Here is a 15,272-nt window from a genome sequence, read left to right as displayed (position 1 = left end):
GCTCTCGCCCTCCCGTTCGCTGGCGCTTGCCTGGGCCACTGTGCCCCTAGCGTAGGCGGCGAAGAGTTCGCCGCGCTGTGCCATGCCTGTGTACATATCCAGAGACGCCGCCGCGGGCGCGAGGACAACGCTGTCCCCCGGTTCCGCGAGGCTACGGGCGGCGGCCACCGCCTCGGCCATGGCTCCCTCCGGATCGGTGTTCGCGATATCCGTGACGGGGAGGTCCGGGAACTGCGCTGCCAGTTCACGAATGATCCCCGCCCGGTCGCAGCCGAGCACGACCGCGCCCCGCAACCCAGGCCCGACGGTGGCGATGAGGTCGTGGACCTCCGCGCCCTTGAGCTGGCCACCGGCGACCCACACGATGTTCTCTAGCCCGCCGAGTGCGGCAATGGCGGCATGTGGATTCGTGGCCTTGGAGTTATCAATCCAGATCACCCCTTCTGCCAGGTGCACGACCTGGCCGCGGTGCGCCTGCACTTCGAAGCCGTGCAGTGCCTGCGAAATGGCTACTGGCGGCACGTCGAAGGCTCGCACGAGGGCGCAGGCCGCCACGGCATCGGCGATGCCCGCCGGACCCGGCGGGGAAATCGCCTCCGCCGAGGCGATGGGGGTGACCTCCAGCCCACCGCCCCCGGTGGTGGCGACCTCGGTGATAACCGCCCCCGCCTCGGACTCCACGACCCCGACGACGAGCGGGAAGTGTGCCTGGGCAAGCACCTCCGCAGGATCCTGCATACTGCAGGCCACCACGTTCGGGACGCCGTTGTCCTCAGCGAGTTCGCGGACGAGCTGTTCGTCCACGGCGACCACCGGGCGCGGTCCTCGGAGGGCACGTAGCTTATCCCCGGCATAGCCGGCCATCGAGCCATGCCAATCCAGGTGGTCCTCCGCGAGGTTGAGCACCACGCCGGTGTCCGGGGTGAAGCTGGGTGCCCAGTGCAGCTGAAAGCTGGAGACTTCGGCCACGAGGTAGTCCGCCCGCTCGTCAGCCACCAATGCGGCCCCAGGCGGGGTGCCAATGTTGCCGACGGATATGGCGGCCAGGCCCGCTGCCTGCAGCATGGCCGTGGCCATCGCAGTCGCAGTGGTCTTGCCGTTCGTGCCGGTGATCGCAATCCAGGTGCGTGGGTTTCCGAAGGCCCCGACCTGGTCCGCTAGCCAGGCGGCCTCGATGTCACCGATCACCGGCACACCCGCGGCCTGGGCAGCGAGCAGCAACTCGGAGTCCGGGCGCCAGCCCGGCGAGGTGATCAGCAGCGCGGGCGCAGTCTCAGCCGAAGACACCGCGGCAATAGCCTCGGCGGTGTTGAGATCCGCAGCCTGGGCCCGGTCGTCGACAACCTTGAAACTTCCGCCGATGCCCTCGAGCATGGCGACGATGCCCCTGCCCGCCACGCCGGCGCCGGCGACGAAGACCGTCTGCGAGCGCATGATGTCGACAGCGGACTGGGGGTTGAGGATCGAATCGGTGGACATGGTGGGCCCTCTTTCGCGGGTTTAGAAACTCGTGGCGGTCAGCCACTCGCCATAGAACAGGCCGAAGCCGGTCATCGCGGCCAGGGCTGCGATCAGCCAGAAGCGGACGACGACGGTGGTCTCTGCCCAACCGCCGTTCTCAAAGTGGTGGTGGATCGGTGCCATGCGGAACACCCGCTTGCCGGTCGTCTTGAAGTAGGTCACCTGGATGACCACAGAGACGGTCTCCAGGACGAAGATCGCGCCCACGATAATCATCAGCAGCTCGGTGTGGGAGGTGATGGACAGGCCGGCGACAAGGCCACCCAGGGCCAGCGAGCCGGTGTCCCCCATGAAGATCTTCGCCGGGGAGGCGTTCCACCACAGGAAGCCGAGGCAGGCACCCAAGCCGGCGGAGGCCAGCATCGCCAGGTCCAGCGGGTCGCGCACGAAGTAGCACCCGGCCGCCGCCCCATCAGCGCAAGAATTGCGGAACTGCCAGAAGGTGATGAGCACGTACGCCCCCATCACGATGGCGGTGACACCAGACGCCAGCCCGTCCAGGCCGTCCGTGAGGTTCACGGCATTCGACCAGGCGGAGATGACGATGTTGATGAAGATCAAAAACAGGATCATGCCGATGACGGTGCCGCCCACGGCGATGTCGAACGTTGGCATCTCCCGGACGAAGGAGAGGTACGTCGATCCCGGGGTGAGGTCGTTGGAGTCAGGGAACTGCAGAATCAACACGCCGAAGGCGATGGCGATGACCAACTGGCAGATGAGCTTCGCCCGGGCATTGAGCCCCAGGTTCCGGCCCTTGACCAGCTTGATGTAGTCATCGGCGAAGCCCACCCCGCCCAGGGCGAGGGTCAGGCCCAGCACCAGCCAGCCGGACACTCCGGGGCCGGTGCCGGTGAAGATTAGCCCAACCAGCGCCGCGACAATATAGCCGAGGGTGATACCCACGAGGATGGCAATGCCCCCCATCGTGGGGGTGCCGCGCTTCTTCAGGTGGGACTTTGGCCCCTCCTCGCGGATCTCCTGGCCCAGGCCTTCGTCCGAGAACTTCCGGATGAGAACCGGGGTAAAAAGTACAGTCGCGAGGAACGCCACGGCGCCCGCGATGAAGATCTGCATCATGGGTTTTCCTTATGCTCCTTCGTCCGCCAAAAGCCCTTCGGCGACCGCCCAGAGACCATCAGAGTAAGACGCCTTCACGAGCACAACATCCTTGGGTTTGACATGTTGATCCACAAAATTTACCGCCGCGTCGACATCCTCGACGCTGCGGGTATCCACACCGTGCTCCCGCGCCGCATCGGCGATGGCACGCTGGTTGACCCCGGTGCCAACGATCACGGCGTGGTCGATGCCCCGGGTGCCGAGGAACTTGCCTAGCTCGGTGTGCTCCTCGGCGGATTCCTCACCCAGCTCGCCCATCTGCCCCAGCACAGCCCAGCTGCTGGCCTCCGGACGACCACCGGCCGTATAGGCCAGGGCGTCGATGCCAGCGCGCATGGACTCCGGGTTGGCGTTGTAGGAATCGTTGATAATAGTCGCACCATCGCGCCGGGTTCGCACATCCATGCGGTTGGCGCTGGCGGCGACATGATTACCCAGCACGCGTGCCACCGATGCCGGCAACATCCCGGACTCGACCGCCACCGCAGCGGCGGCGAGTGCGTTAGAGACCTGGTGGGCGCCGAACACGCCCAGGCGGATGTCCACCGGCTCACCGTACGGGTGGTGCAGGCGGAAGGATGCCCTGGCGACTTCGTCCAAGCGAATATCACTCGCCCAGTAGTCAGCCTGCTCCCCCGTCTTGGAACGCTCGTCGAGCGCAAAGGTCACGACCCGTGCACGAGTGCGGTGCCGCATGGCGATCACCGCATCGTCGTCCGCGTTGAGGATCGCGATGCCGCCTTCCTCCGCAGCGGGAAGTGCTTCGACGAGCTCGCCCTTGGCCTGGGCGATCGCCTCCCGGGAGCCGAACTCCCCGAGGTGCGCGCTACCTACATTCAACTCAACGCCGATCTTCGGCGGTGTGATCGTGGCCAGGTGGGCAATGTGGCCCACACCGCGGGCAGACATCTCGGAGACCAGGAACTTCGTGCCACGGTTGGCGCGCAGCGCGGTGTAGGGCAGGCCAATCTCGTTGTTGAAGCTACCCGGCGGGGCGACGGTCTCGCCCATCTCGCCCAGCAGCGCGCCGATCAGGTCCTTCGTGGAGGTCTTTCCGGCCGAACCGGTGATACCCACGACGACCATGCCTTCTTCGTCGGCGAGGACGTCGGTGTTGTGGCGCGCGAGCTTGTCGACGGCGGCGAGCACCGCCGCCCCGTAGCCCTCGTCATCTGAACCGAAGACCGCGGAGTTATCGGTGCCGGCGGCCCGCTGGCTGGCCGGTGCCAGCAGCGCCGGGTAGTCCACGGGGCGGCCCACGATGGCCAGGGCGGCACCCTGCTCGCCTGCGGCGGCCACGTAGTCGTGCCCATCCACGGTGGCCCCGGGCAGCGCCATGAAGATACTTCCCGGCGCAATCTTGCGCGAGTCGAACTCCACTGGTCCCGTCACGTGGGTCTCTTCGGCGGCGCCGTCAATCAATTCGCCACCCGTGATGGCGGCAATATCTCCTGCTGAAAGCTCAATCACTGCTTCGTCGCCTCTCGTTAGTCGCGGATCGTCGTGCTTGCCTGTTGGTCAACGTCCGGCCGCTGCTCAAGCGCGGCAGCGAGCTCCTCAAGGTCGGAGAACGGGTGAATCTCCCCGCGAACCTCCTGGCCCGTCTCGTGGCCCTTACCAGCCACCACGATCGCATCACCGGGGCGGGCCCATGCCACCGCAGCTCGGATGGCGTTGGCGCGGCCCGGGAAGTCGTCATAAAAAACCTTCTCGCCATTTGCATCGCGGCCCTTGGCGGCCTTGCGCACCCCGTCCAGGATCATCGAGCGAATCGGGGCGGGCTCCTCGTCGCGCGGGTTGTCGTCGGTGACGAAGACGGCGTCGGCGACCTTCGCAGCCTCCTCGCCCATCATGGGGCGCTTGTCGTGATCGCGGTTGCCGCCAGCTCCCAGCACGATGCCGATGCGACCTGCCGGAGACGGCAGGTAGTCGCTCAGAGTCCGCACGACGGCAGCGACGGCCCCCGGCTTGTGGGCGTAGTCCACCACCGCGAGGAAGGGCTGCCCGGCATCCACGGCCTGCATGCGACCCGGCACCTGGACATCCGCGATGGCCGCTGCCGCGGCGTGCGGGTCCTCCCCCAGCTGCGCCACAGAGCTGATCGCGAGCAGGCTGTTCGCCACGTTGAAAGAGCCGACGAGACCGATGTCGTAGCTAAATTCCTTGCCCTCAGCAGCCACGGTGATCTCTTGGCGTCCGGACGGAGTGACGTGAACGCCGCTGACCTGCCAGTCTGCACCGGACTGGTGCGCGGTCCCCACGGTGAGGGCCTGGTGTCCGGAGTCCGCAATCATGCCGGCGAGACGCTGGCCCCATTTGTCGTCGACGCAGACAACGGCGGCGGGCAGCTCCGCACCCTCGGCCTGGGCTTGGAGGAACAGCTGGGCCTTCGTTTCGAAGTAGTCCTCCATCGTCGGGTGGAAATCCAGGTGGTCTTGGCTCAGGTTGGTGAAGCCCGCGACGTCGAACTCGATGCCGGTCACCCGCCCCAGTGCGAGTGCGTGGGAGCTAACCTCCATGACCACGTGGGTCACCCCACGGTCGCGCATCTGCGCCAGCAGGGCCTGCATGGTCGGCGCCTCAGGGGTGGTGAGCTTCGTGGGGATTTGCTCGCCGTTCATCCGGGTGCCGGTGGTGCCGATGATGCCGACGCTGTGCTCGGCCATCAGGGCGCGCTCGATGAGGTACGTCGTGGTGGTTTTGCCCGAGGTGCCAGTGATGCCAATAACGCGTAGGTCCCGGCTCGGGTGGCCGTACACGGCCGCGGCAACGGGGCCCATGCAGCGCCGGACGTTATCGACAATCAGCAGTGGGAGGTCCACATCAGCGAGGATCTCCGCCCCCTCGGCGTCCGTGAGGACGGCAGCGGCCCCGCTGTCAGCAGCGAAGGTCGCGCCGTGGACGCGGCTCCCCGGAACGGCGCAGAACAGGCCGCCGGGCTGGACGTCCGCGGAACCGATGGCAGCGGAGTCGACGGTGACGTCCTGATGGTTATCAGCGACGATACCGCCGGAAAGTACCGCGAGTTCGCGGAGGGTTACCCCGCTGGTGTTGCGGTCGGAATGGTCAGTGGCCTGGTGGGTTGCCATGTTATCGAGCCTCCAGCATGAGCCGTGGTGCCTTCGGGGAAGGCGGTACGTTGTAGTGATCCATCAACCAGGATGCAATGTTGTGGAAGGTCGGCGCAGCCGAGCCCCCGCCGCCACCGCCTTCCTCGGTGCCGCGCTGCGGGTTGTCCAGCATGATCGCGACGACGAAGCGGGGGTTATCCGCCGGGGCGATGCCCGCGAAGGTGATCCAGTAGTTGGAGTTCGAGTACGCGCCGGTGTCCGGATCAATCTGCTGCGCGGTGCCGGTCTTGCCAGCGATCTGATAACCCTCGACCGCAGCCGCCGCACCGGTGCCGTTCTGCACACCATTCGGGTCACTCTGGGTGACGGACTGGAACATGGCGCGGACGGTCTTCGCCGTCTCCGCGGACACGGCGCGCGTCTCGGATTGAACCGGCTGCGGGACGTCCTCCCCATCCGAGTTGGTGATGGACTTGATCAGGCGCGGCTGGACGCGGACGCCATCGTTGGCGATCGTCTGGTAGATGCTGGCCATCTGCAGCAGGTTCATGGACAAGCCCTGCCCGATGGGCAGGTTGGCGAAGGTACCGCCCGACCACTGGGAGAACTCGGGCATGTACCCCGCGGCCTCGTGCGGCATGCCCACGTCTGCGGCTTGGCCCACGCCGAACTTCCGGAAGTACTCGTACATCTTCTCCTGACCGACGCGCTCGGCGAGCATCAGGGTGCCGACGTTGGAGGACTTCCCGAACACGCCAGTGGTGGTGTACGGGGCCACGCCGTGCTCCCAGGCGTCGCGGACAGTAACACCGGCCATATCAATGGAACCGGGCACCTTCAGCACCTCGTCCGGGGTGGTCTTCTTCTCCTCGATGGCGGCCGCGGCCGTCATGATCTTCGCGATGGAGCCCGGCTCGAAGGTTTCCGCGGTGTTGCGGTCGCCGAAAGCCTTGTTCCCCCGCAGCTGCTTCTGCAGGTCACCGTTGGGATCGATCGTGTCGGAGCTGGCCATCGCGATGACCTCTGCGGACTTGGCGTCCAGCACGACGGCGGAAGCGGACTCGGCCTTGGAGTTATCCTTCGCCTGCTGCACCTGCTGCTGGATGAAGGCCTGCGCGTCGAGGTCGAGGGTGAGCTCGAAGTTATCGCCGTTGACCGGCGGGTGTTCATCGCGGGCGGAGCCTGGGATAGTGAGGCCGCCAGCGATGTCCAGGGTCTTGGAGCCGTTAATGCCCTGCAGTCGGCTGTCCTGGGAGAGCTCCAGGCCGAATTGGCCCTGGTTATCGGAGCTGATCTTGCCGATGATGTTCTGGGCCACCGCACCGTTGGGGTACTGGCGGATGTCCTGGCGTTCCGCGGTGATCTCCGGGAACTTCTCGGTGACCTTCTGTGCGACGTCTGGGGCGACGTTGCGAACGAGGACGGTGTAGGTGACCTTCTCGTCGGTGAGCTTCTTGCGGAGGTCTTCCTTCTTCACCCGGCCTTCGGATGCCGGGATCATGTCGGGCAGTTCTTCGATGATCTGCTCGATGCGCTCGTCGGCTGGCGGGACCTCCTCCGGGTTCGCCTTGTGGCGTTCGTCCATGTAGCCACGCAGCTTATTCGGCAGCACCGACAGCGACTTGGCTTCCATCGTGTAGGCGAGGTTGCGGCCCTCGCGGTCGACGATGGCGCCGCGGTGGGCTGGTTCGGCGATGACGGCTGTGCGCTGGGCGGCGGCGTGTTCCGCGAGCGTTGGGCCTGCGATGAGCTGGACCCAGGTCAGGCGCAGGATGAGCGCGAGGACGACGATAACGACGGCAAACAGGGACAGCCGCAGGCGCTTGTTATAGCGCTGCGGGCTGTTGTCGAGGAGCAGCAGCGCTCGCGTATTCCGCGAGCCGTCTGCCGGCCGACGGTTCCACTGCTGAGCCAACGGTGTGTGTCCTCCTCGATCTTTGTCTTCGCAGTTGCAAGATCGGCATGGTTCTTGGGTTGGAGACGCAGATCTTCACTGGCCGGGACGCGGCGGTGTCCCGGAAGTTTTAGCGCTTAGAATCTTAGGCGCTGTGCGGCCAGTTACGGTCGCGGCGCGGCGGGCGGGGCCGGATTCGCTTCAGCGGGTGCCGCCGGTGCGGGCTGCGCTTCTGGCTGCGCCGGCTGCTCGCCGTTGTCCGCGACCGGAGCTGGCGCGCCTTGGTTCTGGTTGGCATAAGGCAGGTCCCCGGAGTTCATGTTGCCGGCTGCTTCCGCACCCGCCGGGCTAGACGGTGCCAGCCCCGGGACGTTGCGGGTCTCCTCCGGGGAGGAGGTTGCCTCGCGAGTTCGCTTATTCCCGGTGACGTCGACGATCCCGCGGTCCTTGGAGTTATCGGCGTCGCGACGCTCGTCAACCTTGTCGCCCTTGGTCTCCAGAATGCCTGCCTGCCCCGGGACGACCATGCCCAGCTCGGCGGCCTTCGCGGACAGGTTCTGCGCAGACTTCGCCTTTTCGACGTCTCGCTCCAGCGTGGTGATTTCGTTGGCCAGCGTCTTGGACTTGGCCTCCGCGTCCGTGATCTGGAAGGTCTTTTCCGTTGTCATGCCGGCGAGCAGCATGACGGCGGCGGTGCCAATGATGCACGCGGCGACGACGAAGGCCACGAAGCGGAAGACCCGGGAGTTTTCCTGCTTGATGGGCTGCAGGCGGCGGCCGCGTTCCGAGACACGCTGCTGCGAACCGAGGCGGCCGCGGTAGGCCGGAGCGCGGTGCAGGCTGCGACGAGGCTTGGCCGGCTGCCGCTTGAACGAACGGGGCGCGCTGGTGCGCAGCTCTGCTCGCTCGGCCTTGGCGGCAGTCCTGGGGTGCTCCTTCAGCATTCCGGGAGTGGTCATATCCTGTCCTTTGCCTGGTTCTTCGGGCTCGTTGTGGGCTTCGTGGTGCGGTGCGCGGTTGTTGTTGAGGTTTCTATCGGGCTATTCGGGCCACTTAGTGTGGCGACGCCAACGGGTAGCGTGGCCCGTCAGCCCCCGAGGAGTGGGCGCCTATTCGCCGGGCTGCCCGGACCCTCACGGGGGCAGATCTGGAGTTTTCAGCAATCTCTTGCTCGCTGGCTTTCTCCGCCCCGCGGGTGAGGAGCTCGAACTCCGGTTCGGTGCCGGGCAGCTCGACCGGCAGTCCTGGCGGCGTTGTGGACTCAGTCATGCCCTTGAGCTGCTGCTTGACGATCTTGTCCTCGAGGGACTGGTAGCTCATGAAGACCCCGGCGCCGTCGACACGGAGCCAGCTGAAGGCTGCTGGGATGACGAGCTCGAGGCTTTCCAGCTCCGCGTTAACTTCGATCCGCAGGGCCTGGAAGGTTCGCTTGGCGGGGTGCCCGCCGGTCCGTCGTGCCGCGGCTGGGATGGTTGCGTAGAGCAGGTCCACGAGGCGCGCGGAGTTTTCGAAAGGCTGCTTCTCGCGCTCGCGAATGACGGCGGAGGCGATCTTGCCCGCGAACTTCTCATCGCCATAGCGCTTGAGGATGCGGGCAAGCTCGCCGTGCTCGTAGGTGTTGAGGATTTCCGCCGCAGTCAGTCGGCTGCTGGGGTCCATGCGCATGTCCAGTGGGGCGTCGACGCGGTAGGCAAAACCGCGGTCGTCCTGGTCCAGCTGCATGGAGGACACCCCGAGGTCGAACAGGAACCCGGAGATCCCCTGCTCACGGATGTCGACCGGGAAGTCAGGATCCTCGGAGAAGTGCTCCAGCGCCTCACCGATGCCATCGAAGCGAGTCTGGTAGCTGAAGAAGCGCTGGCCGAAGCGCTCGAGACGGGCGCGGGCCTCAGCAAGCGCGTTGGGGTCGCGGTCCAGTCCGATGACGATGGCGTTGGGGTAGGCCTCGAGGAAGGCTTCGGTGTGGCCTCCGGCTCCCAGGGTGCCGTCCACGATGATGGGCTGAGCTGGGGCGCTGCCTGCGGTCACACCGATACCGACGAGTTCCACCATGCGCTGCCGCATGACGGGAACGTGGCCTGGGCTGCTCGGATCGTGGGGGGTGTTCGCTGCCACGGTCACGCTCCTCTTGGCTCGTCGGTGGGTTACTTGGGGTGGGCGCCTGCCTGTGGGGCGGGCGCCGTCAAACTGTTTGGGGTGTTGCCTTGGGTTGATATGAACAGGGCCTTACCTGCGCGGGCGTGGGCTTGATGTTGGGGAAGTGCATCAAACGGTCACGTCTTCCGCTCAGGCAAGGGCCTGCACACATCACGGGCTTCGCCGGCGTGTTCGTGGCCGGTCGATGTGGCATGGCGGGCTAGAGGAAATTCGCGAAGGCTTCGTCGTCGCCTGCGGCGAAATCTGCCTCGTGGGCTGCGCTGTACTCCTCCCAGGCCTGGGCATCCCAGATCTCGAGGAAGTCCACCGAGCCGATGACAACGCACTCCTTCTTCAGCCCCGCGTATTCGCGGTGCGCTGCGGAGACGGAAATGCGCCCCTGCGAGTCGAGGTCCTGCTCGTCCGCGCTTGCCGCGAGGTTTCGCACGAAAGCGCGAGCTTGCGGGTTACTACGGCTCGCGGCCGCGGCCTTGCGGGCCCGGAGGAGAAACTCCTCGCGGGGGTAGATCGCGAGGCTGTGATCCTGCCCCTTGACGACCATCAGGCCGTCCTTGAGTTCCTCGCGGAACTTCGCAGGAAGGGTGAGTCGCCCTTTATCGTCGAGCTTCGGCGTGAAGGTGCCAAAGAACATGTCTTGTGACCCCTTTCGCCGGTATCTCGTGCAGCCATGCCATGTTTTCGCTGTGAAGTTATCCGTGGCTCTTGCGGTGCGTCCGGTCTGGACCCGTGGGCTACCTATACCCAGGAAGCCCCCTCAATCACCAACATGCCCCACTTTACCCCACCTTGCGCCACCATAACCACCCAGTGGGCGTATTTAGGCGTGTTTTTCTCAAGCTAGCGAAACAACCTGCAGGTTCACCAGGCAGCCAGGTGGGGAGCGTGAGCTTTTCACCATCGAAAACTGGTCCACATACCCCGAAAATGACACTCTTCTCGGTGGCTTTCACCCTAAAACCCACCATTTCGAGCCCCAATAGACCGAGAGTGGGTGAAAGTGGGGATTCGGAAAAAGGCACGAAAAAACCCTCGCCATGTGGCGAGGGCTCCCGGGCTGAGTCCCGCTACTTCACCGGCAGGGCCTAGCGCTCGAAACGCTTACGGAACTTATTCTCCATGCGGTCCCCCAAACCGCCATCCCCCTGCCGGACCGCCCCACCGGCGGAAACACGACGAGACTTCGCGCTCTTCGCTGGAGCCGGGGAATCGCCGTTATTCAGCGCGATCATTCCGCCACCCAGCATGACCAGGAAGCCCGCAACGCTCAGAACCACGAACCACAGGGAGACCTGCGCCAGAGCGACACCACCGACCAGCAGACAGATGCCGAGCATGATCAGCGAGATCGAACGGATGTCGAAGCGCACCCCCGACGGCGCCGAGTCATCCCCGCCCTGAGCAAAGCGCGGATCCTCCGCGATCAAAGCCCGCTCGATCTCTGCGAGCATCTGCTTTTCTTGTTCCGAGAGAGCCATGACAGTCCTCGTTTCCCTCTACTGATCCTCCGCGTGGCCACAACAACGCAGCACACGACCTGATAACCCACTGTAGCGCGCTTCAGATCTTCATTTACTCCGGCGGAAGATCGCGCCAACGCCGCAGTCTGCTGGAAGCCACCCCGCCGCAGCGAGGCTTCCCCATGTTTTAGTTACTCTTCAATTCCCCACTCTAACCAATGAGCAGGATTAAGTCAGCCCCAAAGCCCTAAGCGGCCTGCAGGCCAAGGCCCAGCTCCATTCGCACACGCTCCAGGAGTTCGACAGAATCCGAGTACACCTCCTGAAACGCAGAGTCTGCTACATCGCGCTCGAGTCCAATATCTGCCCGCTCCGCCAGCCTGGCGTGCTGCTCGAAGGAGTCAGCCCAGCCGCCGAGGTCAGGTCGCACCGCCCGGAGACGCAGCCACGCCGAACCGGCCGGAAGCCTGCGACGAGCCGGTCGCTCGGCGTCGATAACAGCACCTGCAGCACGCAGCCCGGCGCGATAGGCGTAGACAACAGCCCGTGGCAGATCCCCCTGGTCATAAGCCTCATTCGCTAACACGAGTTGCGCTTCCGCGCGCATCAAAAATTCCGCCGGATTGGGACGCAACGTCCCCCTCGTCTTCGACATCACAGCCATCGCCACTCCCACCTTTCGAGAACTTCCGTTTCGCAATTTGCACCTCTGACGTTAAAGCTCGGAGCAGACACCGCGTTCACTATTCGAACACGCGTTCTAACCATGCTTTAGTGTCCCCCACTGCACACCCTCGCGCTTAATACGTGGGACGATATCCCTATGAGCCAGCCCATCGCGCAACCCGACCAGGATCACCTCGTCTCCCTCGCACCCATCAGCCGCGCACTCTTCCTGCGACGCCTCGATGAACTCGTTGCTTTGCACCTCAAGGCCATGGGATATCCGCCGGAGGCATTTCGACAACGGCGCAGCCTGTGGCTCAGCAACGCCAACCACCCACACTTCACGAGCCTGGTGGCGCTCTTGCACTCACCGGCGGAAGAACCGGATCCAGCCGACCATGCGCAGAAGATCGTGGGTGTCTGCTTTGGCTTCCAAGGAAGCCGAGGAACGTGGTGGTACCAGCAGGTCAGCTACGGCCTGCTGGCTGCGGGCATGCCGCCGGAGGACGTCACCGAGACCCTGTCGAGCTATACCGAGATTTCGGAGATTCATGTTCTTCCGCGATTTCAGGGCTCCGGCATCGGCACCCGGCTGTTAACGGAGGTCCTAGGCATCTTGCCCACCCGCGACGCAATGCTCTCCACTCCGGAGGTGCCCGGCGAGAACAATCATGCGTGGCACCTCTACCGCAGCTTGGGCTTCACCGACCTGCTGCGGGAACACCGCTTCCCCGGCGATCCCCGCCCCTTCGGGATCCTTCGCAAGCGCCTGCGCGACTCCGCAGGTGACCCCGCTGCGGTGAGGGAACCAGCGTCAGACGCGGACCGGGTGGCACGCTAGCCCCCACGCGCCGGTCCGGGGCAGACTCGCCCAGCAGCTGCCCCACCCCACGGGGCGAACACACCGGTAGGCGTCGCCGGTGAGCTAGCGAACCATGTCCTGGCCGTAACCCGGCCCCCATGCTGGCGCCATCCCCAGGTTGTGCAGCACATCCTGGGTCGCCCGCACGTTATTCATGGTCATGAAGTGCAGGTTCGGCGCACCCTCTGCGATGAGACGCTCACTCATCTCGGTGGTGATGTCGATACCGACCTCGCGGACCGCATCACGGTTGGCAACCTCATCGCCAGCAGCGGCCTTCTCCAGGCGCTCCAGGATCTTCACGGGAACCTCGCCACCCGCCAGTTCCATTTGGCGGCGCACGGAACGGATCGAAGTGATCGGCATGAGTCCCGGAATCACAGGCTTTGCCCCGTGGATCGGGTCGGCGGCGGCGAGCCTATCGCGCAGCCGGAGGTAATTCTCCACGTCGAAGAACATCTGGGTAATCGAGTAGTCCGCCCCCAGCCGGAGCTTGTGCAGGGTCACCTGCGTGTCCTGCTCCAGGCCCTCGGCTCGGTAGTGCCCCTCCGGGAAGCTGGCGATACCGATATCGAATTTTTCGCACTCCGGGGTGTTGCGGATCAGCTCGATGAGGTCGGAGGCATAGTTCAGCCCGCCGGGCGTGGGCTGCCATGTCCCCAGCGGGTCCCCCGGCGGATCGCCGCGAAGCGCGAGCACGTTCGTCATGCCGCGACGGGCGTAGTCCTGGAGCATGGCGCGCAGCTCGTCGGCCGAGTGGTCCACCAGGGTTAGGTGCATCAGGGTGGTCAGTGGCTTGGCGGCCAGCTGCTGGGCGACCTCCATCGTGCGCTCCCGGGTGGAGCCACCGGCCCCGTAGGTGATGGAGGCGAAGCTCACGCCGAGGTCGTGGAAGGCCTCCGCAGCGTTCCACAGCCGGGTTTGGGCAGCGTCGTCGCGCGGGGGCATGAATTCGACGGAGAACGGAATCTTACCGGGGCTGTAGCCGCGGATAGCTTCGCTCACTGGCACCTGCAGCGTGGGCTGTGGTGGTGTGCCCAGCAGTGGTGAGACCTTCTCGTGGTGACCGTGGGGGTTGGATGCAGACATGAAGGAAATCATAGTAGACATCTCTGTCTAGGTTGCGTTCTGGGCTAACACTCGCGTGCCGTCGGGTTCGCCCACCCCCACTGACCTATCCGGCACCCACCCCGGTTGCGTCTGTTCGCCGGTGTCTGCAGCGACCTTTAGACTATGAGGCACAAGATCGAACCTTCAAAGCAGGGCGCTTCGTGCGCTGCTCACTCAGCATCCACGCCCCGCCCTGCCCCGCAGCCCCGAAAGGTGTGCTTCCTGTGACCACTCCGTCCTCCCCGCATGGCCTGTCGACGATCTCCCAGCCGCCGGTTGCGAACCAGCTGGCCGGTTGGGACCTGCGCTCACCGCTGAAGGACGTTCCGGCTGCTGTCGACCGTGCCCTGGACGCCTACTTTGACCACAGTGCGGCGGAGTTTTCCGCGATCGCGCCCGAGTTCAACGACGCCATGGCAGTGTTGCGGGGCTTCGTCATGGGCGGTGGCAAGCGCGTCCGACCAACCTTCGCTTGGGCTGGTTTCCGCGCCGGCCTGGAAGGCGGCGGGGCGGATGACAGCAGCATTCAGGACGTCGACCCGGCGACCGTGCTGCTGGCCCTCAGCGCTCTCGAGTTCGTTCAGGCTTGTGCGCTGATCCACGACGACATCATCGACGAGTCCGATACCCGCCGAGGCAACCCCACCACCCACCGAGTGTTCGAAAGCCAACACCGCGAGCGCGACTGGTTTGGATCCTCGGAACACTACGGCATCAGCCAGGCCATTCTGGCGGGCGACCTCGCGTTGAGCTGGGCAGATGACCTGCTCGCCACCTCGGGACTGAGCCCAGCGATTGTCGAGCGGGTGCGGGGTCCGTGGCGCGCGATGCGTACCGAGGTGATCGCCGGCCAGCAGCTGGACATCGCCCTGGAAAACAACGGGAGCGAGTCGATCGCCGATGCCATGCAGGTGATCAACTTCAAGACCGCCAGCTACACCGTCGCCCGACCGCTGCACATCGGAGCGGCCCTGGCAGGCGCCGATGAGCGCACGATCAAGCTTCTCCTGGAGTACGGCACGCTGGTGGGGCAGGCTTTCCAGCTTCGGGACGACCAGCTGGGCGTCTTCGGCGACCCGGCCGTGACCGGCAAACCGAGCGGAGATGATCTGCGCACCGGCAAGCGCACGGTGTTGGTGAATACCGCTTTCGCGAAGTGCACCCCGAAGCAGCTGGCCCGACTACGGGAAGATTTCGGTCCGCTTCCCGGCGCGGCGGAGCACACTGCGGAGCAGATCGACCGGATGCGCCAGATCATTCAGGATTGCGGGGCGGCGCAGCAGATCGAGGACAAGATCAACGCCCTGTCCGAGCGGGCAATCTCGCTGGTCGAGGACTCCTGGCTGGAGGACAGCATCAGCGAGGAGCTCGTCGCCTTCGCACGCTTGCTGAGCGACCGGAGGTTCTAGGGC

General features: G+C 65.2%; 13 protein-coding genes. 2 read left to right on the top strand and 11 right to left on the bottom strand.

Features of this window, described 5'->3' with window-relative positions:
- The 10 genes from murD to Q1V78_RS06795 all read right to left on the bottom strand — a co-directional run.
- Positions 1-1,479 (bottom strand): UDP-N-acetylmuramoyl-L-alanine--D-glutamate ligase (gene murD / locus Q1V78_RS06840; RefSeq protein ID WP_300612978.1); only part of this gene is annotated, 1,479 nt, incomplete at its 3' end.
- Between the two features lie 21 nt (positions 1,480-1,500).
- Positions 1,501-2,601 carry a phospho-N-acetylmuramoyl-pentapeptide-transferase gene (mraY, locus tag Q1V78_RS06835; RefSeq protein WP_300612976.1) on the bottom strand — a complete coding sequence of 367 codons (1,101 nt, stop codon included), beginning with the start codon at positions 2,599-2,601 and terminating at the stop codon, positions 1,501-1,503.
- A gap of 9 nt (positions 2,602-2,610) precedes the next feature.
- Positions 2,611-4,113: a UDP-N-acetylmuramoyl-tripeptide--D-alanyl-D-alanine ligase gene (murF, locus tag Q1V78_RS06830; protein ID WP_300612974.1), complete on the bottom strand. Its 1,503-nt coding sequence runs from the start codon at positions 4,111-4,113 to the stop codon at positions 2,611-2,613.
- A 17-nt stretch (positions 4,114-4,130) separates the two neighbouring features.
- Positions 4,131-5,732, bottom strand: a complete 1,602-nt coding sequence (locus Q1V78_RS06825; protein WP_300612972.1) for a UDP-N-acetylmuramoyl-L-alanyl-D-glutamate--2,6-diaminopimelate ligase — start codon at positions 5,730-5,732, stop codon at positions 4,131-4,133.
- Position 5,733: 1 nt separating this feature from the next.
- Complete coding sequence (locus Q1V78_RS06820; RefSeq protein ID WP_300612970.1) at positions 5,734-7,629, bottom strand: penicillin-binding protein 2; 1,896 nt, start codon at positions 7,627-7,629, stop codon at positions 5,734-5,736.
- A gap of 143 nt (positions 7,630-7,772) precedes the next feature.
- Positions 7,773-8,567, bottom strand: a complete 795-nt coding sequence (locus Q1V78_RS06815; RefSeq protein ID WP_300612968.1) for a hypothetical protein — start codon at positions 8,565-8,567, stop codon at positions 7,773-7,775.
- Between the two features lie 94 nt (positions 8,568-8,661).
- On the bottom strand, positions 8,662-9,723 hold the full coding sequence (gene rsmH / locus Q1V78_RS06810) for a 16S rRNA (cytosine(1402)-N(4))-methyltransferase RsmH (protein WP_300612966.1): 1,062 nt from the start codon (positions 9,721-9,723) through the stop codon (positions 8,662-8,664).
- Positions 9,724-9,964: 241 nt separating this feature from the next.
- Complete coding sequence (gene mraZ / locus Q1V78_RS06805; RefSeq protein WP_012360462.1) at positions 9,965-10,396, bottom strand: division/cell wall cluster transcriptional repressor MraZ; 432 nt, start codon at positions 10,394-10,396, stop codon at positions 9,965-9,967.
- Between the two features lie 451 nt (positions 10,397-10,847).
- The gene (locus Q1V78_RS06800) at positions 10,848-11,240 is read right to left on the bottom strand and encodes a DUF3040 domain-containing protein (RefSeq protein WP_300612964.1); all 393 of its coding nucleotides are present in this window, start codon (positions 11,238-11,240) and stop codon (positions 10,848-10,850) included.
- 229 nt (positions 11,241-11,469) lie between these two features.
- The gene (locus Q1V78_RS06795; RefSeq protein WP_300612962.1) at positions 11,470-11,886 is read right to left on the bottom strand and encodes an SAV_6107 family HEPN domain-containing protein; all 417 of its coding nucleotides are present in this window, start codon (positions 11,884-11,886) and stop codon (positions 11,470-11,472) included.
- A 159-nt stretch (positions 11,887-12,045) separates the two neighbouring features.
- On the opposite strand from Q1V78_RS06795, the gene Q1V78_RS06790 reads away from it, so the two are divergent.
- Positions 12,046-12,729: an N-acetyltransferase gene (locus Q1V78_RS06790; protein ID WP_300612960.1), complete on the top strand. Its 684-nt coding sequence runs from the start codon at positions 12,046-12,048 to the stop codon at positions 12,727-12,729.
- An 84-nt stretch (positions 12,730-12,813) separates the two neighbouring features.
- On the opposite strand, the gene Q1V78_RS06785 is transcribed toward Q1V78_RS06790, so the two are convergent.
- Positions 12,814-13,839 carry a methylenetetrahydrofolate reductase gene (locus Q1V78_RS06785; protein ID WP_300612958.1) on the bottom strand — a complete coding sequence of 342 codons (1,026 nt, stop codon included), beginning with the start codon at positions 13,837-13,839 and terminating at the stop codon, positions 12,814-12,816.
- 245 nt (positions 13,840-14,084) lie between these two features.
- Here Q1V78_RS06785 and Q1V78_RS06780 point away from each other — a divergent pair, with 245 nt between their 5' ends.
- On the top strand, positions 14,085-15,269 hold the full coding sequence (locus tag Q1V78_RS06780; RefSeq protein WP_300612956.1) for a polyprenyl synthetase family protein: 1,185 nt from the start codon (positions 14,085-14,087) through the stop codon (positions 15,267-15,269).
- Positions 15,270-15,272: the final 3 nt, after the last annotated feature.

It is taken from the genome of Corynebacterium sp., from assembly GCF_030152825.1.
Lineage (GTDB): Bacteria > Actinomycetota > Actinomycetes > Mycobacteriales > Mycobacteriaceae > Corynebacterium.
The sequence above is the reverse complement of the archived record's forward strand: the minus strand, read 5'-3'. Positions and strand labels throughout refer to the sequence as shown.